This window comes from Pseudomonas sp. PDM17 (assembly GCF_014851985.1).
Taxonomy (GTDB): domain Bacteria; phylum Pseudomonadota; class Gammaproteobacteria; order Pseudomonadales; family Pseudomonadaceae; genus Pseudomonas.
In genome coordinates, this window is the sequence record NZ_JACVAT010000004.1 from 108,820 (window position 1) to 128,489 (window position 19,670).

The 19,670-nt window shown below is 66.2% G+C and carries 18 protein-coding genes; 9 read left to right on the plus strand and 9 right to left on the minus strand.

What is annotated here, in order from left to right; translation table 11 throughout:
• Positions 1–95 precede the first annotated feature (95 nt).
• Together IB256_RS14710 and IB256_RS14715 are read left to right on the plus strand one after the other, a co-directional pair.
• Positions 96–2,273: a malate synthase G gene (locus IB256_RS14710; RefSeq protein ID WP_192403050.1), complete on the plus strand. Its 2,178-nt coding sequence runs from the start codon at positions 96–98 to the stop codon at positions 2,271–2,273.
• 399 nt (positions 2,274–2,672) lie between these two features.
• The gene (locus IB256_RS14715) at positions 2,673–4,202 is read left to right on the plus strand and encodes an NCS1 family nucleobase:cation symporter-1 (RefSeq protein ID WP_192293700.1); all 1,530 of its coding nucleotides are present in this window, start codon (positions 2,673–2,675) and stop codon (positions 4,200–4,202) included.
• A 59-nt stretch (positions 4,203–4,261) separates the two neighbouring features.
• Here the strand turns inward: IB256_RS14715 and pcaD are convergent, their stop codons facing one another.
• Complete coding sequence (pcaD, locus tag IB256_RS14720) at positions 4,262–5,059, minus strand: 3-oxoadipate enol-lactonase (RefSeq protein WP_192403052.1); 798 nt, start codon at positions 5,057–5,059, stop codon at positions 4,262–4,264.
• Positions 5,060–5,154: 95 nt separating this feature from the next.
• Between pcaD and IB256_RS14725 the strand changes: the two genes are divergently transcribed.
• On the plus strand, positions 5,155–6,030 hold the full coding sequence (locus IB256_RS14725; RefSeq protein WP_192403054.1) for a LysR family transcriptional regulator: 876 nt from the start codon (positions 5,155–5,157) through the stop codon (positions 6,028–6,030).
• On the opposite strand, the gene IB256_RS14730 is transcribed toward IB256_RS14725, so the two are convergent.
• Complete coding sequence (locus IB256_RS14730) at positions 6,031–6,783, minus strand: glutathione S-transferase family protein (protein ID WP_192293705.1); 753 nt, start codon at positions 6,781–6,783, stop codon at positions 6,031–6,033.
• 187 nt (positions 6,784–6,970) lie between these two features.
• On the opposite strand from IB256_RS14730, the gene IB256_RS14735 reads away from it, so the two are divergent.
• From IB256_RS14735 to IB256_RS14745, 3 genes are all read left to right on the plus strand, one after another.
• The gene (locus IB256_RS14735; RefSeq protein WP_405307719.1) at positions 6,971–7,474 is read left to right on the plus strand and encodes an RNA polymerase sigma factor; all 504 of its coding nucleotides are present in this window, start codon (positions 6,971–6,973) and stop codon (positions 7,472–7,474) included.
• A complete protein-coding gene (locus tag IB256_RS14740; protein WP_192293707.1) occupies positions 7,471–8,433 on the plus strand; it encodes a FecR domain-containing protein in 963 nt (320 codons plus the stop codon). The genes IB256_RS14735 and IB256_RS14740 overlap by 4 nt, the downstream gene beginning before the upstream one ends.
• A gap of 191 nt (positions 8,434–8,624) precedes the next feature.
• Positions 8,625–11,033 carry a TonB-dependent siderophore receptor gene (locus tag IB256_RS14745; protein ID WP_192293708.1) on the plus strand — a complete coding sequence of 803 codons (2,409 nt, stop codon included), beginning with the start codon at positions 8,625–8,627 and terminating at the stop codon, positions 11,031–11,033.
• Between the two features lie 130 nt (positions 11,034–11,163).
• On the opposite strand, the gene IB256_RS14750 is transcribed toward IB256_RS14745, so the two are convergent.
• The gene (locus tag IB256_RS14750) at positions 11,164–12,030 is read right to left on the minus strand and encodes a protein phosphatase 2C domain-containing protein (RefSeq protein WP_192293709.1); all 867 of its coding nucleotides are present in this window, start codon (positions 12,028–12,030) and stop codon (positions 11,164–11,166) included.
• An 81-nt stretch (positions 12,031–12,111) separates the two neighbouring features.
• Here IB256_RS14750 and IB256_RS14755 point away from each other — a divergent pair, with 81 nt between their 5' ends.
• Both IB256_RS14755 and IB256_RS14760 read left to right on the plus strand, forming a co-directional pair.
• Positions 12,112–13,077: an SMP-30/gluconolactonase/LRE family protein gene (locus IB256_RS14755; protein ID WP_192403056.1), complete on the plus strand. Its 966-nt coding sequence runs from the start codon at positions 12,112–12,114 to the stop codon at positions 13,075–13,077.
• Between the two features lie 25 nt (positions 13,078–13,102).
• The gene (locus tag IB256_RS14760; RefSeq protein WP_405307717.1) at positions 13,103–13,732 is read left to right on the plus strand and encodes a glutathione S-transferase family protein; all 630 of its coding nucleotides are present in this window, start codon (positions 13,103–13,105) and stop codon (positions 13,730–13,732) included.
• Between the two features lie 33 nt (positions 13,733–13,765).
• Here IB256_RS14760 and IB256_RS14765 read toward each other — a convergent pair whose 3' ends face one another.
• The 6 genes from IB256_RS14765 to IB256_RS14790 form a co-directional block, all read right to left on the minus strand.
• A complete protein-coding gene (locus IB256_RS14765) occupies positions 13,766–14,038 on the minus strand; it encodes an ABC transporter substrate-binding protein (protein WP_192403060.1) in 273 nt (90 codons plus the stop codon).
• The gene (locus IB256_RS14770) at positions 14,038–14,334 is read right to left on the minus strand and encodes a hypothetical protein (RefSeq protein WP_138213057.1); all 297 of its coding nucleotides are present in this window, start codon (positions 14,332–14,334) and stop codon (positions 14,038–14,040) included. The genes IB256_RS14765 and IB256_RS14770 overlap by 1 nt, the downstream gene beginning before the upstream one ends.
• An 11-nt stretch (positions 14,335–14,345) precedes the next feature.
• The gene (creD, locus tag IB256_RS14775; RefSeq protein WP_192293713.1) at positions 14,346–15,788 is read right to left on the minus strand and encodes a cell envelope integrity protein CreD; all 1,443 of its coding nucleotides are present in this window, start codon (positions 15,786–15,788) and stop codon (positions 14,346–14,348) included.
• A 157-nt stretch (positions 15,789–15,945) separates the two neighbouring features.
• Complete coding sequence (gene creC, locus IB256_RS14780) at positions 15,946–17,358, minus strand: two-component system sensor histidine kinase CreC (protein ID WP_192293714.1); 1,413 nt, start codon at positions 17,356–17,358, stop codon at positions 15,946–15,948.
• Positions 17,358–18,047: a two-component system response regulator CreB gene (gene creB, locus IB256_RS14785; RefSeq protein ID WP_192293715.1), complete on the minus strand. Its 690-nt coding sequence runs from the start codon at positions 18,045–18,047 to the stop codon at positions 17,358–17,360. Before creB ends, creC begins: the two co-directional genes overlap by 1 nt.
• Positions 18,048–18,112: 65 nt before the next feature.
• A complete protein-coding gene (locus IB256_RS14790; protein WP_081519648.1) occupies positions 18,113–18,649 on the minus strand; it encodes an ATP-dependent zinc protease in 537 nt (178 codons plus the stop codon).
• 134 nt (positions 18,650–18,783) lie between these two features.
• Between IB256_RS14790 and IB256_RS14795 the strand changes: the two genes are divergently transcribed.
• Positions 18,784–19,668, plus strand: a complete 885-nt coding sequence (locus IB256_RS14795; RefSeq protein ID WP_192403062.1) for an acyltransferase — start codon at positions 18,784–18,786, stop codon at positions 19,666–19,668.
• The last annotated feature ends 2 nt before the right edge of the window (positions 19,669–19,670 follow it).

Consider the following 19,670-nt stretch of genomic DNA (forward strand, 5'->3'; position numbering starts at 1 on the left):
GATTTTTCCCACGGCATCATGTAGTATTCCGCGGCTCGGACTACAAGGCGTTTTGCCTGTGTCCAGAGCTGGTCCTGAGCAGAGTGAGGCAAGCAATGACTGAACGCGTTCAAGTCGGTGGCCTGCAGGTCGCCAAAGTCCTTTTCGACTTCGTGAACAACGAAGCCATTCCCGGCACCGGCATCGAGTCCGGCAAGTTCTGGGCGGGCGTAGAAACCGTAATCAACGACCTGGCCCCCAAGAACAAGGCCCTGCTCGCCAAGCGCGATGACATCCAGGCGAAAGTCGATGGCTGGCACCAGGCCCGCGCCGGCAAGCCGCATGATGCGGTCGCCTACAAGGCCTTCCTGCAGGAAATCGGTTACCTGCTGCCCGAGCCGGCCGACTTCCAGGCCAGCCCGCAGAACGTCGACGACGAAATCGCCCGCATGGCCGGCCCGCAGCTGGTAGTGCCGGTGATGAACGCGCGCTTCGCCCTGAACGCCGCCAACGCCCGCTGGGGCTCGCTGTACGACGCACTGTACGGCACCGACGCGATCAGCGAAGAGAACGGCGCCGAGAAGGGCAAGGGCTACAACAAGGTCCGCGGTGACAAGGTGATCGCCTTCGCCCGCGCCTTCCTCGACGAAGCCGCCGCACTGGAATCCGGCTCCCACGTCGACGCCATCGCCTACGTGGTGAAGAACGGCGCACTGGCCGTGACCCTGAAGAACGGCAGCGAGACCGGCCTGAAGAACGCCGCTCAGTTCCTCGCCTTCCAGGGCGAAGCCGCCAAGCCGAAGGCCGTGCTGCTCAAGCACAACGGCCTGCACTTCGAAATCCAGATCGACCCGACCAGCCCGATCGGCCAGACCGATGCCGCTGGCGTGAAAGACGTCCTGATGGAGTCCGCGCTGACCACCATCATGGACTGCGAAGACTCCGTGGCCGCCGTCGACGCCGACGACAAGGTCGTGGTCTACCGCAACTGGCTGGGCCTGATGAAAGGCGACCTCGCCGAGCAGGTTTCCAAGGGCGGCAGCACCTTCACCCGTACCATGAACCCCGACCGCGTCTACACCAGGCCCGACGGTTCCGAGCTGAGCCTGCATGGCCGCTCCCTGCTGTTCGTGCGTAACGTTGGCCACCTGATGACCAACCCGGCGATCCTCGACGCCCAGGGCAACGAAGTGCCCGAAGGTATCCAGGACGGCCTGTTCACCAGCCTGATCGCCATTCACAACCTGAACGGCAGCGCGACCCGCAAGAACAGCCGCACTGGCAGCGTGTACATCGTGAAGCCGAAGATGCACGGCCCGGAAGAAGTCGCCTTCGCCGCCGAAATCTTCAGCCGCGTCGAGGACCTGCTGGGCCTGCCGCGCAACACGCTGAAAGTCGGCATCATGGACGAAGAGCGCCGCACCACCGTCAACCTGAAGGCCTGCATCAAGGCCGCCGCCGAGCGCGTGGTGTTCATCAACACCGGCTTCCTCGACCGCACCGGTGACGAAATCCACACCTCCATGGAAGCCGGCGCCATGGTGCGCAAGGGCGCCATGAAGACCGAGAAGTGGATCGGTTCCTACGAGAACAACAACGTCGACGTCGGCCTGGCCACCGGCCTGCAGGGCAAGGCCCAGATCGGCAAGGGCATGTGGGCCATGCCCGACCTGATGGCCGCCATGCTCGAGCAAAAGATCGCTCACCCGCTGGCCGGCGCTAACACCGCCTGGGTTCCGTCGCCGACCGCCGCCACCCTGCATGCGCTGCACTACCACAAGGTCGACGTGTTCGCCCGTCAGGCCGAACTGGCCAAGCGCGCGCCGGCTTCGGTGGACGACATCCTGACCATTCCGCTTAGCGCCAACACCAACTGGAGCGCGGAAGAGATCAAGAACGAGCTGGACAACAACGCCCAGGGCATCCTCGGCTACGTAGTCCGCTGGATCGACCAGGGCGTCGGCTGCTCCAAGGTGCCGGACATCAACGACGTCGGCCTGATGGAAGACCGCGCCACCCTGCGCATCTCCAGCCAGCTGCTGGCCAACTGGCTGCGCCACGGCGTGGTCACCCAGGAGCAGGTGCTGGAAAGCCTCAAGCGCATGGCTTCGGTGGTGGATCGCCAGAACGCCGGTGACGCCCAGTACCGCGCAATGGCGCCGAACTTCGACGACAACGTGGCCTTCCAGGCCGCGCTGGAACTGGTCCTCGAAGGTACCCAGCAGCCCAACGGTTACACCGAGCCGGTCCTGCACCGCCGCCGCCGCGAGTTCAAGGCCAAGAACGGTCTGTAAGAACATCGCCAAGCGTTGAAGAAACCGCCCTCCGGGGCGGTTTTTTTATGGCTGCCGATCCGGGAACCGGCGCTACGCCCAGTCAATGGTGGACTCCTCCCGCGATGCACTCTGACCACAGGGAATCGGACACGTAACGCATGTGCACAATTATTGTGTACAAAATCCCCACCCTGAATATCCGAGAATCGCAACCAACCTGACTCCCAAGTCAATGATTGCTATGGAAATTTAATTTCCTGACCACTTGGACATCCATCAAGGCCGCACCAATAAAGGGCTCAAGCGGGATTCGAACCTACCTCCAGCGAGATCTGGAAGGCGGCAGACGGTTGCACTGGCATGGAATTGGCTTTGCACACAAATCACAAAAAGCCGTGCATACAAACCGAGTAGCCCATGAACTCCAGCCCTACCCACCTGTCCGGCGTTTCCCCTGTCCAACCTGTCGATGGCGCGGCCTGCGCGAAAACTGCCGCGCCGACCCTGAGCCCGCGCCTGTACAGCGCCGACCTGGCCCCGACCAAGGCCGCCGGCCGCAACTGGGGGCGCTACAGCCTGTTCGCGCTGTGGACCAACGATGTACACAACATCGCCAACTATTCCTTCGCCATCGGCCTCTTCGCGCTAGGCATGAGCGGCGCGCAGATCCTCGCCGCGTTCGCCCTCGGCGCGCTGGTGATCTATGCCCTGATGAACCTGTCCGGTTACATGGGCCAGAAGACCGGCCTGCCCTACCCGGTGATGTGCCGCATCAGCTTCGGCATCCACGGCGCGCAGTTGCCGGCGCTGATCCGAGCGGTGATCGCCATCGCCTGGTTCGGCATCCAGACCTACCTCGCCTCGGTGGTCCTGCGCGTGCTGCTCAGCGCCATCGCGCCGAGCCTTGCGGCCTACGACCATGACTCGATCCTCGGCCTGTCGACCCTCGGCTGGATCACCTTCCTCGGCATCTGGTGCGTGCAACTGGTGATCTTCGCCTACGGCATGGAGATGGTGCGCCGCTACGAATCCTTCGCCGGCCCGATCATCCTGGTGGCCTTCGCCAGCCTCGCCGGCTGGATGTACTGGCGCGCCGGTCTGTCGATCTCCTGGTCCAGCGGCAACGCGCCGACCGGCTCGGCGATGTGGCTGAAAGTCCTGGGCGCCGCCGCGCTGTGGGTCTCGCTGTACGGCACCATGATCCTGAATTTCTGCGACTTCACCCGCAACTGCCCGGACCGACGCACCATCAGCGTCGGCAACTTCTGGGGCCTGCCGGTGAACATGCTGGGCTTCGCGCTGATCGCCGTGGTGCTGGCTGGCGCGCAGTTCAGCATCGACGGCAAGCTGGTGCAGAACCCCACGGAGATCGTCGCCGCGATCCCCAACACCTTCGGCCTGGTGCTGGCCTGCCTGGCCTTCCTGATCGTCACCGTGGCGGTAAACATCATGGCCAACTTCGTCGCCCCGGCCTACGTGCTCACCAACCTCGCGCCGAACCTGCTGAACTTCCGTCGCGCCGGCCTGCTCAGCGCCACCATCGCGGTGCTGATCCTGCCCTGGCACCTGTACAACAGTCCGGCGGTGATCGTGTATTTCCTCGGCGGCCTGGGTGCGCTGCTCGGCCCGCTGTACGGGATCATCGTCACCGACTACTACCTGGTACGCCGCAGCCGGGTGAACCTGCCGGAGCTGTATAGCGAAAGCCGCGAAGCGGCCTACCACTACAGCGGCGGCGTGAACCTGCGCGCCGTGTCGGCGTTCGTTCCGGCCGCGCTGATCGCCATCGTGCTGGCGCTGGTGCCGGCGTTCGATGCGCTGTCGCAGTTCTCCTGGTTCTTCGGCGCCGGCCTCGGCGCGCTGATCCACTACACCCTGGCCGACCGCAAGCGCCGCTACGCGGATGTCTCCGGCGAGCCCATCGCGGTGGATGCAGCGCACCATTGAGCCTGGATTATCGAGCTTGTGGATAAACGACAAGGCCGCCTTCGGGCGGCCTTGTCCGTTCAGGGCGCCAGCAGGAAATCCAGCACCGCACCTTCGAACTCACGGGGAAACTCGATGTTCGACAAGTGCACCGCCGGCAGCATGAACAGGCGCGCGCCGGGGATCGCCTGGGCAATCAGCTCGCTGTGGTCCGCGGCGGTCACCGTGTCGAACTGCCCGGCGATCACCAGCGTGGACAGACGCACATCGCGCAAGGCGCTGCGCAGATCGGTTTCCTGCACCGCAGCGAAGGACCCGGCCAGCCCATGCCGGTTGGTCGCCAACAGCGTGGCGCGGAACGGCTCCACCTCCGGCCGCCGCGAATCCAGCCAGGCTGGCGGGAACCAGTTGGCAAGGAAGGTCGCCGCAGTGCCCTGCAGATCTTCCGCCGCCAGTACGTCGGCGATGCGCGCGTCCCATTGCTCCTGCGGCCCGAGCCAGGCGGAGGTGTTCGCCAGCACCAGTCGCTCGATGCGCTGCGGAGCCTTCAGCGCCAGCCACTGGCCAACGAAGCCGCCCAGGGAGAGTCCGAGGAAATGCGCACGCTGTACGCCGAGCGAATCGAGCAGCTCGATCACGTCTTCTCCCAACCGCGCCAGTGAATAGGGACCAGCGGGAACGCTGGAGGCGCCGTGCCCGCGAGCGTCGTAGCGCAGCACGCGGAAGTGCTCGCTCAGCGCGGCAACCTGCCCGTCCCACAGGTGCAGGTCGGTGCCGATGGAGTTGGACAGCACCAGTAGGGGCCGCTCGGCGGGGCCGTCCAGGCGATAGGCAATGCGCGCATTGTCGCGGGTAGTCAGATAGTGCAGCTGGCTCATGGCAGCCTCTCCTCAAGGGGTGTGAGACGAGGCTAGTTGCGGCGGACTCTGGAAGAAATTACAAAGAGTGAACGCTCTCTGTCAGGAAAGCTGACATGCACGACTTCACCCTGCACGACCTGCAGTGCTTCGACGCGGTGGTCGAAGCCGGCGGCTTCCAGGCCGCCGCCCAGCAATTGCATCGTTCCCACCCCGCGGTTTTCGCCGCCGTGGCCCGCCTGGAGCGCCAGCTCGGCTTCGAGCTGCTGGACCGCAGCGGCTACCGCGTCGCCCTGACGGCCGCCGGCGAATCCTTCCACCGCCGCGCCCGGGGCCTGCTGCGCGAACTGGGCAGCCTGCGCGACCACGCCGCGCACCTGGCAGCCGGTGAGGAAAGCGAACTACGGGTGGTGCTCGGCGACTTCTGCCCGCGCCCCACCCTGCTGGAAAAGCTCGCACGCTTCTTCGCCACGCAACCCCGCACGCAGCTGCAGTTGTATTTCGAAAGCGTCAGCGGGCCGCTGGAGCGGCTGCTCGATGGCGAGGCCGGGCTGATCCTGCACCGCGTGGACAAGGCCGACCCGCGCCTGGAGTGGCTGGACCTGGGTCAAGTGGACTTCATCCCGGTAATTGCGCCGGGGCTGCTGACGGACATCACGGATATCCGCCCGGAGCACCTGCGCTCGCTCACCCAGTGCGTGATGCGAGACAGCGCCCGGCACTCGCCTCCCGTGGACTTCTTTGCCCTCGAGGGAGCGCCGCAATGCACGGTGCCGGACCAGGCGATGAAGAAGGAGCTGGTGCTGCACGGCCTCGCCTGGGGCCACCTGCCGCGCCACCTGATTGCCGAAGAACTGGCCGACGGTCGCCTGCGCGATCTCAGCGGAACCCACCTGCCCGGCCACCGCGAGGAACTGGTCGCCGCGCGCCTGCGCGACCGCGCCCACGGCCCGGTCGCGCAGCGACTCTGGAGCTTCCTGCAGCAGGCCTGATCAACTGCGGCTCATCGGCCCGCGCACCGGCTGTTCGCGCATGTAGCTGACCTCGCTGACCGGCGCACCCGCGGCAATCAGCGCCTCACGCTGCTGTGCGATGGGCGTGCGGGCGATGGCGCGTTCGAACTGGTTGAGCTTCTGGAACGCCGGCAGCGCAAAGGCCGCGGCGAGCATGGCCGCCAGTTTCGGCCAGCGCTGGGCATCCAGCTCGTAGCGGGCGAACTGCGCGTTGCGCATGAAGCAGGCGACGCTGATGTCGGCGATGGACAGCTCACCGAACAACCAGCCGCTCTCCGGCAACTGCGCCTCGAGGTAATCGAATACTGCCGGCAGGTCGTGCTGGTAGGTCTGCTCCAACAAAGCGGCGTCCGGCTCACGGCCCCACACGCCGCGGCCGATCACCAACTGGTCGAACAGCTGCCAGATCACCACCTGGCCCATGCGGCTGTCGGCAAACTCCTCGATCCAGCGGGCGCGGGCGCGCTTGGCGATATCCGCCGGGTACAGCGCCGGCTGTGGATAACGCTCTTCCAGGTACTGGCAGATCACCGAGGAGTCGTTCAGCACCAGTTCGCCGTCCACCAGCACCGGCACCTGGCGCAGCGGGCTCAGGCGCTCGAACGCCTCGTTGCCAAAGAAGGGCACGACGGAGTCGATGCGGTAGTCCACGCCCTTCATTTCCAGCAGGACCAGCGCCTTGCGCACATAGGGCGAGAGGAAGGAACCGATGATCAACACAGGGTCGGACATGGCGAGGCTTTCCGCGAGAAGGGTCGCCCGATTGTAGAACGACGCCGAAAAGCGGGCGACCGGCAGCAAAAGCCGACGGGTGCCAATTGCGCGCGTGACCGCACTTTGCGATCATTTGCGAATGGTTATCGTTTTTTAACTTGATCCCATTCGAGATCATTGGGGGAGTAGCTTGTCGGCCATCCAGATGGGTAGCGGCGAACTCGTTGGCGCCTTGTATCGCGATCACCGCGACTGGCTGACTGCCTGGCTGAATCGCAGCCTGGGCTGTCCGCAGCGCGCCGAAGACCTGAGCCAGGACACCTTCGTCCGCGTGCTCGGTCGTCGCGAGCTGCCCTCCCTGCGCGAACCGCGCGCCTTCCTGGTGACCGTCGCCAAGGGCCTGCTGGTGGACCACTGGCGCCGCGTGGCGCTGGAACAGGCCTACCTCGACGAACTGAAATGCCTGCCCGAAGCGGTGCAGCCCTCCGCCGAAAACCACTGTCTGATTCTCGCCGACCTGCGCGAGATCGACCGCCTGCTGGGCAAGCTGTCCACCCGCGCGCGCAGCGCCTTCCTGCTCAACCGCCTGGACGGCCTGGGCCACGCCGAAATCGCCGGGCAACTGGGCGTTTCCGTGCCGCGCGTACGCCAGTACATCGCCCAGGGCCTGCGCCAGTGCTACGTCGCGCTCTACGGCGAGCCGACGTGAAGGGACCGGTTTCCCTGCAGGTACTGGACGAGGCGATCAGCTGGCAGCTGCGCCTGGGCTCCGGCGAATCGCGCCCCGACGATGAAGCAGCTTTCGCCCACTGGCATTCGGCCCACAGCGAACACGCCCGTGCCTGGAGCCAGCTGGGCATGCTCGACCGCAGCCTGGCCGGCGCCGCACCCAAGGCAGCGCGCAACGCCTTGCTGCGCTCGCCGGGCGAATCCCGACGCAAAGTCCGGCGCCTGGCTGGCACCGGCTTGTCGTTGCTGCTGGTCGGCGCACTGGCGCTGGGCGTCGGCAACCGTTACACGCCGGTGCGCTATGCCTTCTCCGATCTCGTCACCGCCACCGGCGAGCAGCGCGAACTGCGCCTGCCGGACAACACCCGGCTGGTGCTCAACAGCCGCACCGCCGTCGATGTGCGCTTCGACGCCGAGCAGCGGCGCATTGTCCTGCTCAGCGGCGAAATCCTGGTGGAGACCGCCCACGGCGACAGCCGTCCGTTCATCGTCGAAACCGACGAAGGCCGCCTGCGTGCCCTTGGCACGCGCTTCCTGGTGGAGCGCGACGACGGCGACAGCACCTTGCTGAGCGTCCTGCAGTCCGCCGTGGCCGCACGCCCCGAACAGCTGCCGGACGAACGCGTGGTCAACCAGGGCCAGCAGGTGCGTGTGCGCGCCGATGGATTTGGCGCGCTAGAGGCCAACAGCGTCACCGCCGATGCCTGGACCCACGGCATGCTGGTGGTGGACAACGTGCGCCTGGGCGAGCTGATCCACCAGCTGGCGCGCTACAGCCCCGGCTACCTGGCGCTGGACCCGGCGCTGGCGGACCTGCGCATCACCGGCAGTTTCCCGCTGAAGAACATCGACCTGGCGCTCAGCTCGCTGGAACCGACGCTACCGGTGCGCATAGAGAAGCACGGCCAGTGGTGGTCCCGCGTGGTGCCGCGCGGCTGAATCCCCTGTAGGAGCGGGCCATGCCCGCGATGGCATCCCGCGCGATACGGACCTGTCGCGGACGGAGTCCGCTCCTGGGAAAAGCTGCCTCGGCGAATACCCGAAAAAAATTTTCACCCGGCCCTATCACTTTTCAATTCTCGTCCGGCAAGGAGGCATCGAGAACCGTTTTCATTCAGGAGTCGTTTTCAATGCGCCGCCCGTTCGAACTGTCGCTCCGCCCCTGCCTGCTGGTCACCGCTATCCTGCTGGCCACCTCGTCGGCCATCGCCGCCGAAACCGTGCGTGACTACCAGGTACCCGCCGGCCCGCTCGCCAGCACCCTCAACCGCATCGCCGCCGAAGCCGGCCTGTCGCTGAGCCTCGACCCGGCGCTGGCCCAGGGTCGCAACGCGCACGCCGTGCAGGGTCGCTACGATGCCGCCGGCGCACTGCGCCAGGCGCTGCAGGGAAGCGGGCTGGAACTGGTGGAAAGCGAATCGGGCAGCTACAGCCTGCGCCCGGTGCCCAGCGACACCCTGTCGATGTCCGCCACCACCATCAGCGGCACCCAGGAAGACCCGGACGGCCCGACCGTCGGCTACCTCGCCACCCGCACCCGCGCCGGCACCAAGACCGACACCCCGCTGCTGGAAGCCCCGCGCTCCATCTCCGTCGCCACCCGCGAGCAGATGCAGGACCGCAACGTGCAGAGCCTGGACGACGCAGTGCGCTACATGCCCGGCGTGATCGCCAGCAGCTACGGCAACGACACCCGCGCCGAATGGCTGAAGGTGCGCGGCTTCGAGCCGACCCAGTTCCTCGACGGCCTGCCGCTGCCCAAGGGCTCCTACGTGATGCCCAAGCTGGAAACCTGGGACCTGGAGCGCGTTGCCCTGCTGCGCGGCCCGGCCTCCTCGCTGTACGGCCAGACCCCGCCCGGCGGCCTGCTGGACATGACCAGCCGCCGTCCGGAAGCCGAGAGCAGCCATGAAGTGCAGCTGCAGGTCGGCAGCTACGAGCACAAGCAGATGTCCTTCGACAGCACCGGCAAGGTCGACGATGCCGGCAACCTGCTCTACCGCGTCAGCGGTGTGGTGCGCGACAGCAACACCCAGGTCGATCACGTCGACAACAAGCGCTACAACATTGCCCCGAGCCTGACCTGGAACTTCGACGAAGACACCAAGCTGACCTTCCTCTCCCAGTTCAACCGCGACGATACCGGCATCACCAGCCAGTTCCTGCCGCTGCAGGGCACCAAGCTGTCCACGCCGGCAGGCGAGGTGAAGTACCACGAGAACCTCGGTGATCCGGACTGGGAGTTCTACGACAAGACCTACTACGCCCTGGGTTACGCGTTCGAGCACCGCATCAACGACGTCTGGCAGTTCCGCCAGAACCTGCGCTACACCAAGAGCGACCTGTCCTTCCAGGGCATCACCGCCGGCGGCAGCGCCTACTCGGTAGCCGACGACGGCACCCTCTCCCGTGGCGCCAACGTGGTCGACGAAGACATCAGCCAGTTCGCCATCGACAACAACCTGCAGGCCGACTTCTCCACCGGCCCGTTCAAGCACACCCTGCTGCTGGGCCTGGACCACCAGCGCGCCAACACCAACTACAAGTGGCTGTACGGTACCGCGCCGACCAGCAACATCAGCAAGCCGATCTACGGCCAGGACTTCAGCAACGTCGTCTACACCGCGTACAACGACTACAACCAGAAGATGCGCGATACCGGCCTGTACGCCCAGGACCAGATCGCCCTCGACAACTGGCGCCTGACCCTCGGCGGTCGCCAGGACTGGGCCCACACCGGTTCGAAGTTCTACAACGCCGATGGCGCTACCGATACCCGCCGGGACAGCAATTTCAGCGGTAACGCGGCGCTCAGCTACGTATTCGACAACGGCGTGGCGCCCTACGTGTCCTATGCCGAGTCGTTCCAGACCGAAGCCGGTGGCACCAACGGCGCGGCCTTCGAGCCGAGCACCGGCAAGCAGTACGAGCTGGGCGTGAAGTACCAGCCGGTGGGCACCGACCTGATGCTCAGCGCCGCCGTCTACGACCTGACCCGCAAGAACATCGTCCTCACCGGCAGCGACTTCATCAGCCGCCCGGTGGGTGAAGCTCAGGTCCGTGGCTTCGAGCTGGAGGCCGTCGGCAACGTCACCGAGAACCTCAAGGTGACCGCCGCCTACACCTATGCCAACAGCAAGATGACCAAGGTCGCCAACCCGCTGGACAAGAACCGTCCGCTGCCGCTCACCCCGGAGAATCAGGCCTCGCTGTGGGCCGACTACACCTGGCATGACGGCCTGCTCGACGGCTTCGGCCTGGGCTTCGGCACCCGCTACGTCGGCGAGACCCACAACATCGCCATCGGCAGCATGGGCTATGTACGCGACAAATCGGACGGCGACACCGGTTCCTACACCGTCTACGACGCCGCGGTGCACTACGACCTGGGCCGCCTCGACAACAGCCTCAACGGCCTGAACGTCGCGCTGAATGCCAACAACGTATTCGACAAGGAATACATCTCCACCTGCGACGGCTTCTACTGCTACTACGGCGACCGTCGCAACGTGGTCGCCAGCGTCAACTACAAGTTCTGACGCCCGCGCAGCGCTACAGGCACTCGTAGGGCGCATAACGCGCCAGCGTTATCCGCCGGCACAACGGCGGATAACCGGTTCCAGGTTATTCGCCCCAGGCTTCCGGTGGCCCGCGCAATGCGGGCCGCCCCTACGCAATGCCCACCGTCACCTCTCCCCAGACCACGCTCGCATCGTCATGGATCTTCAGACGCGGATAATCCAGCGCCTGACCATCGGCGCTTTCCAGCGCACGCAGTTCATCGATCAGCGGCTCCACACCACGCTCGGGCAAGGCCGCGAACAACGCGCCCAGATCGTAGCGGCGGAAGTCCAGCAGCCGGTCGAAACCATCGGTGACCAGCATGAACGCCCTCAGCCCCACAGGGTCGAGCACCCGGCGTTGCACGTGGGGAATCCAGCGCTCGCTCGGGTCAAGGCACCAGTAGCCTTCCGGCGTGTTGGCCCGCGCGCGGTTGCACCGCACCCATTCACGACTGGCCTGCCAGAGCTGCGCATGGCTCCAGTGCGGATTCGCCTCGCGGAGCGCCAGCAGGCGCTGCACCGACTGGCGATCGATCTCTTCCAGCGGCGTGTCGCCGAAGCTCTCGACACGGCCATCGTTCCAGGCCAGGTGGATGCAGGTATCGCAGAGATTGAGCAACTCCAGCGAGCCGTCGCCCAGCACCCGCAGCAGGCTCAGGCAAGCGCTGGGCAGGTTGAGATCCAGGCTCACGGCCACGCCGGAGTCACGCCGGAAGTCCGCAGCGATGCCCGCCTGCAATTGCGCCAGCAGCTCGTCGGTCGGTACATACGGCTGCTCCTCCAGCAAGCGCTGCAGGTGCGCATTGGCGCTCTGCGCCAGCCAGCGCGCGTCACTCTCGCCACCCACCAAGCCCTGTCCGAGACTGGTCGCACCATCCAGCACCCAGGCCGCCTGCGCGGTGTAGCCGATGGCATCGTCGTTCACCGGCGAACCCTGGCGGCAGGCCGCCCCGCGTACGGAAATCGTCGTCACAAGCCGTTCTCCTTCGTTTCGTCGGCCACACTGACCGGCGTACAGTCTCACCTGAATCCGGACCCTGCCAAGGAGAGCCCCATGCTTTGCGTCCTGTCCCGCCCCCTGAGCGGCCTGCTCCTGACCGGCCTGCTGCTGGCCACCGGCGCCCATGCCGCCGAGGTGAAGTACTTCGACCTGCCCAAGGGCTCCGGCCCACACGATGTAGCGCCCACCGAGGACGGCAAGGTCTGGTACACCGCGCAGAAGCTCGGCGTTCTCGGCCGGCTCGATCCGCAGACCGGGCAGACCGAACAGATCAGCCTGGGCAAGGGCTCCAGTCCCCACGGCGTGATCGCCGATGGCAACGGCGATGCCTGGGTCACCGACAGCGGCCAGAACGCCATCGTCCACGTGGATGCGCAACGCCTGGGGGTGGAAGTCATCCCGCTGCCCAAGGAGGCGGCCAACGCCAACCTCAACACTGCGGTATTCGATGACGACGGCGTGCTGTGGTTCACCGGGCAGAACGGTTTCTACGGTCGTCTCGACCCGGACAGCCGCGACCTGAAGGTCTGGCCGGCGCCGCGCGGCAAGGGTCCGTACGGCATCGCCGTGGCTCCGGATGGCGGTCTCTGGTACGCCTCCCTGGCGGGCAACTACATCGGCCAGATCGACGGCATCGAAGGCAGCGCCACCCCCTTCGATGCGCCAAGCAAGGACGGCGGCCCGCGCCGCCTCTGGGCAGATTCCGTGGGGCGACTCTGGGTCAGCCAGTGGAACGCCGGGAGCCTCGCGCGCTTCGATCCCAGCGACAACCAGTGGAAAACCTGGAAGCTGCCGGGCGATCATCCGCAGCCTTATGCGGTCTACGTCGATGCCATGGACCAGGTATGGCTGAGCGATTTTTCCGCCAATGCGCTGCTGCGCTTCGACCCGCAGAGCGAGAAATTCACGGCCTTCCCCAGCGATCACGAACACGCCAACGTCCGCCAGCTGCTTGGCCGCCCCGGCGAAGTGTGGGGTGCCGAATCCGGCACCGATCGCCTGGTGCTGATCCGCGATTGAACCGATGACCGAACCCCAGGAGTTGCTGTCGATGAGTACCCGTCCCGTCCTGTTCCACGCCGCCGCATCGCCCTTCGTGCGCAAGGTCATGGTCCTGCTGCACGAGACCGGCCAGGTCGACGCCGTGGAGCTGTACGCCGCCGTCCACACGCCCATCGCGCCGGACGCCGGCGTGCTGCACGACAACCCCGCCGGCAAGATCCCAGCCCTGCGTCTGGCCGACGGTCAGACCCTGCACGACAGCCGGGTGATCCTCGAATACCTCGATCAGCAGCACGCCGGCGAGCCGCTGATCCCCCGCGAAGGCGCAGCGCGCTGGCGGCGTCTCACCCTAGCCTCGCTGGCGGACGCAGTGCTCGATGCGGCCGTGCTGATCCGCTACGAAACCGCCATGCGTCCGCAGGAAAAACACTGGGACCAGTGGCTGGACAACCAGCAGCTGAAGATCGTCCGCGCCCTCGCCTACTTCGACGGTCCGGCCCACTTCGAGCTGGCCGAGCGCTTCGATATCGCCGCCATCGGTGTGGGCTGCGCCCTGGGTTACCTGGACTTCCGCCAGCCGCACTGGGACTGGCGCGCGGATTACCCGCAACTGGCGAAGTGGTTCGCCGAGGTCAGTCAGCGGCCGTCGATGCAGGCCACGGTTCCTGCCTGACCCCTGGATGGGTATCGCTACGCTCCACCCATCCTACGGTGCGCAGCTCATTGAGCGATCCGGTTTGCTCCATACTCGCCAGCCGGCACCGCCCAGCCCCCTCTCCCTTTGAGAGAGGGTTGGGGTGAGGGCGAAGCCTGCGCGCCAGAACTTCACCTCGCACAAACCGCGCCGCACCGCCCGGCGCTGAAACCGCTCATCCCGCACCACCCGCCGCTCCAGCCCCAGTTCGAACAACCCGGCGATCCGCCGCGCCAGCCGCCTCCCCACTTCGCGCTCCTCGCGCAGTCCGCTCCAGGCACTCATCACTTCTTCCCCAATCGGTAGATCGGCAGCGCCAGCAGCAGGCCGAGTTGCGCCACGCCCATGCACATTTCCAGGAAGGAACGCACATGGGGATTGTTCGCCGCGTCCTCGACACCCGTGAGTTGAGTCCACAGCTCACCCGGCAGCAACAGCGCCAGGTGCGCCATCGGCTTGCCGGTGGCCACCAGCAGGGCGATCCAGTCGAAGCGGCCGAGCAGCATCAGCACCGGCAGGCACAAACCACTGAGCAGAAGGCCGGCGAACAGACACAGGGAAAAACGCATCAGGTTGGGCATCTCCATTCTCCTCAGCGCTGCACGCGCACGTCTTCCAGTGAAAATTCCAGGTCATCGCCACGGGGCTTGCCGATGCCGTACCAGTCCAAGTGACGGGTCAGCACCATCACGCCACCGAGCACGCCGAACAACAGCAGCGAACCCATCAGCAACGCGTAGTCCTCGGCGCTGAGCAGCGCGTAGAGCATCCCGTAGAGCCCAGCCAGCCCGAGGCTGAACCCGGCTCCGCGCCACAGGCTGCGCAGCACGTGGCAGAGGTAGAAGCCGATCAGCCCGACGCACGCGCCAGCGGACAGCAGGTAGGCCAGCTCGAAGCCGACATGCTCGGAGAGCGACAGCAGCAGCAGGTAGAACAGCGCCAGTGCCATGCCCACCAGGGCGTACTGGATCGGGTGCACCGACAGGCGCTTGAGCACTTCAAAGAGGAAGAAGCCGGCGAAGGTGAGGACGATGAACAGCAGCGCGTACTTCACCGCGCGGTCGGTCTTCAGGTACTGGTCCACCGGGTCCACCAGCGCGACACCGAAGCGGTGCTGGCCGAACTCGTTGCACTCCGCCGAACTGGCACGGGAGGCGTCCGGATCGACCGCTTCGACCGCACGGGCGACATCCGCCTGGGCCGGCGCGGTGCAGGCACGCAGTTGGTCCTCCAGGTTGGTGGCGAAGAAGCTGGTACGCCAGCGTGCGCTGAAGCCCTGGTCGCTGACGCTGCGTTCGGTGGGCAGGAACTCGCCGCCGAAACTGGGGTGCGGCCAGTCCGAGACCAGGTTGACCTGGCTGTCGCGGCCGACCGGGGTGATGTCCAGGCGGCTGCTGCCCAGCAGCGACAGTTCGAAGGCGTAGTCGAATCGCTGCTCGTGATCGCTGGCCTTGAGTGGCAGCACCGCATGCACGCCGTTGCCGAGGAACTGGCTCTGGGTGCCCGGCTGGAAGTCGCGCAGTTCGTCACCGACCTTCAGCTTCGGTGCGTTCTCGATGCCGCGCACGTCGCTGATGCCCACCGCCAGCAGCGGGTCGTCGAAACGGTAGCTGCCCAGGTCGCTGGTGATGCCGTAGTTGGCCGGCAGGACGAAGCTGCCGCTGACCTGGCTCTCGGCATGGAACAGGCGCGCCTCGTAGATACCGCGATGGCGCAGCTCGGTGCGCATCTGTCCGTCGAGGCTGAAAACTTCCGGCAGGAAGTACAGCCGCCCACGCACTTCGCGCTCCTGCAGCACGCGCTGCTGGCTCGCCTTGTCCAGGCGCCAGCCACGAATGGTGCGGGTGTAGGGCACGACCACCAGCGGGCCGGTGAGCTGCTGGCTGTAGCTGGCGCTGCGGGCGATGTCCTGCAGGACTTCGTCGCGGTAGTTCTGACGCTCGTCGACGAGGCCGTCGATCATCAGCAGGGGTATCAGCAAGAGGACGATCAACAGCGCGATGGCGCCGAGCTTGATGCCGAGGTGGCGGTTCATCGAAGGCTTCTCCGTTGGTGGACGACGGGGCAAGCCTGGGGCCCGCGCGTGGCGACGCTCAGGGCGGAGTGTGGAGACTGTGTGGGTTTTATGTGGCGGCGGAGCAGCCAGTAGGAGCGGGCCATGCCCGCGAGCGGCGCCGACAGGCGCCTTATGTCTACGGCAGGGACAGACTCGCGCGCACGCCACCTTCGACGTTCTCGACGCTCAGCTCACCGCCATGCAGCGCCGCCACCTCGGCGACGAAGTTGAGGCCCAGGCCAGTGCTCTTGCGTCCGCTGATCGGGCGCGGCAGCGAGTAGAAACGCTCGGTCAGACGCGGCAGGGCGAACTCCGGAATCGCTTCGCCCTGGTTGAACAAGTCCACCCGCCAGCCTTCGCCGTCGGGCTGCGCAGCGAAGCGAATCACGCCACCGGCCGGGGTGAAATCCAGCGCATTGTCCAGCAGGTTTCCCAGCGCCTGGCGCAGCAGGAAACGCTCGCCCACCACGCATGCCTGCTGGGGAATCGCGTTCTCCAGCTGCACGCCCTGCACCCGCGCCATGCGCTCATCGATCAGCTCATCCGCCAGCTCGTGCAACGCCACCGGCACATGCTCCTCCAGCCCCTGGCGCTGCTCCACCTGGGCAAGGTTCAGCAGGCGCTCGATCAGCTGCTGCAGGCGCTCGCTCTCCCCGGCGATGTTGCCGACGAAGCGCGCACGCTGCTCGTCGGGCATCTCGCCCTCGAGCAACTCCGCCGCTCCGCGAATCGCCGCCAGCGGGCTCTTCAGTTCGTGGGTCAGGGTATGCACGTAGCGTTCTACGTAGTCCTTGCCTTCCAGCTGCACACGCATGTGCTCCACCGCGCCAGCCAACTGCGCCATCTCGCCGCCGCGGTAGCGGGGCAGCTCGGCGCGCCGGCCCTCGCTGACCGCCTGGGCGTAGCGGGTCAGGCGATCCAGCGAGCGGCTCAGCCACCAGGACAGCCCCGCGCCCACCAGCAGGCCGAGCACGATCAGCCCGGCGCCGAGCCACGCCAGACGGCGCTGCGAGCGATCAATGTAGGGCTGCAGTGTGCGGTTGGGCTTGGAGACCGAGACCACGCCGATGATCTTCTCGCCGTCGCGGATCGGCGCAGCGACGTACATCACCGAGGACTCCGGATCGTCCGCCGACTCACGGCTGGAGCGCGCCCCGTACTCACCATTGAGGGTCCGATAGACGTCGTTCCAGCGCGAATAATCCTGGCCCACGGCCCTGCCGAGGGAGTCCAGCAGGACGATGCCGCGCGCATCGGTGACGTAGATGCGGTGGTTCACAGCCGTCTTGTTCACGCCCCAGATATCGGCCTGCGGGCTGCGCGCGCCGTAGGCGCGGAGCATGTCGGGCAGCCGGCTCTGGTCGAGGGTGCCACTCTTCACGTCGGCCTGGAGAATCTCGGCCAGCAGGTTGGCGGTATCCACCAGCGTCTCTTCGCTGGACTGGCGCACGCCGGGGCGGATTTCGTCCATCACTGTGCGCAGGACGAACCAGCCGGTCAGCCCGACGAAGAAGAAGTAGACCAGGAAGATCCGCAGCGACAGGCGCATCAGCTCTTGTCCGGCGCGTAGCTGTAGCCCAGCCCGCGGTGGGTCTGGATCGGTTCGGCGGCGGGGACGACCTGGCGCAGCTTGGCGCGCAGGCTCTTGATGTGGCTGTCGACATTGCGCTCGTAGCCGGCATCGGCGGCGACGCCCAGCGCATCGAGCAGCTGCTCACGGCTGAACACGCGCTCGGGGCGCGCCAGCAGCGTTTGCAGCAGGCGGAATTCGTGGCGGGTCAGCGCCAGCGAGTGGCCATGGTAGCGAATCTGGAAGCGCTCTTCGTCCACCTCGAACGGGCCGTTGCCGGCGGTCGCCGTGGCCGGCGCTTCACGCGGCGCGGTGCGCTTGAGGATGGCTTTCACCCGCGCGGCGACTTCACGCGGGCTGAAGGGTTTGACCACATAGTCGTCGGCGCCGATCTCCAGGCCCACCACGCGATCGATCTCGGCGTTGCGCGCGGTGAGGAAGATCACCGGCACCTCGGAGAAGCGCCGAAGCTGCTTGCAGGCTTCGAAGCCGCTGATGTCGGGCAGGCCGACGTCGAGGATGACCAGATCGAATGCGTCACGCTGCAGGCGTTCGAGGGCGGGGCCGGCGAGGTTCAGCCAGGTGGTCTCGAAACCCTCGGCCTGCAGGGCATAGAGCAGCGTGTCGGCGATGGCGGCTTCATCTTCGACGATGAGGATGTGGGGCATGGGATTCCGATTCCCGGGAAAGTTCCGGAAGGGTCCATCATGCCCCGCGCCGCGTCAATCGAGGATCAGGAGCAGCTCGGCTTGCCGGCCACGAAGCGCTCGCCCGGGTCCACCGCAACGTGGAATTTGCGCAGGCCCTTGGTGCCCATCAGGAACGGGTAGTTGAAGTGGCTGCGATCGGTGAGGTTGACCTCGATGGTGCGCTGGTCGCCGCCCAGGCACACCGGCAGTTCGATCACCGGGCGCTGGCTGAGGCCGGGGCTGGCCTCTTCCTCTTCGTCCTCGCCGGCGGATTCGGTGCGGTTCTTGATCTTCGAGATGCGCGAGAGCTTGTGCTCGTACACCGAATCGCCGCCGTCCTTGGTGGCCAGCTTGAAGCGCACCCAGTCCTCGCCGTCGCGCTGGAAGATCTGGATGTCCTTGGCCGACAGCGACGAGGTGTAGGCGCCGGTGTCCATCTTGGCCTGCAGGGTCTGGTCGAGCTCGGGCAGGCTGACCCATTCGTAGCGGCCGTAGAGCTTGGTCTCGGCGGCCAGGGCGAGGCCGGGCAGTGCGATGCCGGCCACAGAGAGAAGCGAAAGCAGAGCGAGGGCGCGTTTCACGCGAAATCTCCGGGGTGGAATACGTCGCATAGGACTAGCACGGCGGCCATTGGTTCGCCATACCCGCGCCGCTTGGGCCGGGACAATTGTCTGCGTATCATGGCCGCGCCACCGTCGCACAAGGAATGGACCCCATGCCGGCAGTCAAAGGCGTCATCGCCAGCCTCCTGCTGTTGCTCAATACCCTGATCCTGATCGGGCCGATGCTGCTGATCGCGCTGCTCAAGCTGGTGATTCCCGGCCAGGCCGCGAAGGACGCCTGCTCGCGCGGGGTGATGTGGATCGCCGAGACCTGGGCGGAGATCGACAAGGCTATCTTCGCCCTGATGACCCCGACCGTGTGGGACATCCGCGGCGCCGCCCAGCTGCGCGGCGACACCTCCTACCTGGTGATCAGCAACCACCAGTCCTGGGTCGACATTCCGGCGCTGGTGCAGGCGTTCAACCGCAAGACGCCCTACTTCAAGTTCTTCCTGAAGAAGGAGCTGATCTGGGTGCCCTTCCTCGGCCTGGCCTTCTGGGCGCTCGACTATCCCTTCATGAAGCGTTACAGCAAGGCCTTCCTGGAGAAGCACCCGGAGCTCAAGGGCAAGGACTTGGAGATCACCAAGGCGGCCTGCGAGAAGTTCAAGCGCATGCCGGTGACCGTGGTGAACTACCTCGAAGGCACGCGCTTCACCCCGGCCAAGCAGGCCCAGCAGCAGTCGCCTTACCAGAACCTGCTCAAGCCCAAGGCCGGTGGCGTGGCCTTCGTCCTGGCGGCACTGGGCGAGCAGCTCGATACCCTGCTGGACGTCACCCTGGTCTATCCGAAGGGCCCGCGACCGGGCTTCTGGGACCTGCTGTGCGGACGCGTGCCGCGCGTCATCGTCGATATCCAGGCGCGCGAGATCGACCCCGCGCTATGGCAGGGCGATTACGAGAACGACCCGGAATTCCGCCAGTACGTGCAGCACTGGGTGTCGCAGTTGTGGGAGCAGAAGGATGCGCGCATCGAGCAACTGCGCCAGGAGTTCTGACG

What these genes read in the sequence shown, in the direction of transcription:
- IB256_RS14710 (WP_192403050.1), top strand. Translation starts at nt 96, where the DNA reads ATGACTGAACGCGTTCAAGTCGGTGGCCTGCAGGTCGCCAAAGTCCTT.
- IB256_RS14715 (WP_192293700.1), top strand. Translation starts at nt 2,673, where the DNA reads ATGAACTCCAGCCCTACCCACCTGTCCGGCGTTTCCCCTGTCCAACCT.
- pcaD (WP_192403052.1), bottom strand. Translation starts at nt 5,059, where the DNA reads ATGAGCCAGCTGCACTATCTGACTACCCGCGACAATGCGCGCATTGCC.
- IB256_RS14725 (WP_192403054.1), top strand. Translation starts at nt 5,155, where the DNA reads ATGCACGACTTCACCCTGCACGACCTGCAGTGCTTCGACGCGGTGGTC.
- IB256_RS14730 (WP_192293705.1), bottom strand. Translation starts at nt 6,783, where the DNA reads ATGTCCGACCCTGTGTTGATCATCGGTTCCTTCCTCTCGCCCTATGTG.
- IB256_RS14735 (WP_405307719.1), top strand. Translation starts at nt 6,971, where the DNA reads ATGGGTAGCGGCGAACTCGTTGGCGCCTTGTATCGCGATCACCGCGAC.
- IB256_RS14745 (WP_192293708.1), top strand. Translation starts at nt 8,625, where the DNA reads ATGCGCCGCCCGTTCGAACTGTCGCTCCGCCCCTGCCTGCTGGTCACC.
- IB256_RS14755 (WP_192403056.1), top strand. Translation starts at nt 12,112, where the DNA reads ATGCTTTGCGTCCTGTCCCGCCCCCTGAGCGGCCTGCTCCTGACCGGC.
- IB256_RS14765 (WP_192403060.1), bottom strand. Translation starts at nt 14,038, where the DNA reads ATGAGTGCCTGGAGCGGACTGCGCGAGGAGCGCGAAGTGGGGAGGCGG.
- IB256_RS14770 (WP_138213057.1), bottom strand. Translation starts at nt 14,334, where the DNA reads ATGCCCAACCTGATGCGTTTTTCCCTGTGTCTGTTCGCCGGCCTTCTG.
- creD (WP_192293713.1), bottom strand. Translation starts at nt 15,788, where the DNA reads ATGAACCGCCACCTCGGCATCAAGCTCGGCGCCATCGCGCTGTTGATC.
- creC (WP_192293714.1), bottom strand. Translation starts at nt 17,358, where the DNA reads ATGCGCCTGTCGCTGCGGATCTTCCTGGTCTACTTCTTCTTCGTCGGG.
- creB (WP_192293715.1), bottom strand. Translation starts at nt 18,047, where the DNA reads ATGCCCCACATCCTCATCGTCGAAGATGAAGCCGCCATCGCCGACACG.
- IB256_RS14795 (WP_192403062.1), top strand. Translation starts at nt 18,784, where the DNA reads ATGCCGGCAGTCAAAGGCGTCATCGCCAGCCTCCTGCTGTTGCTCAAT.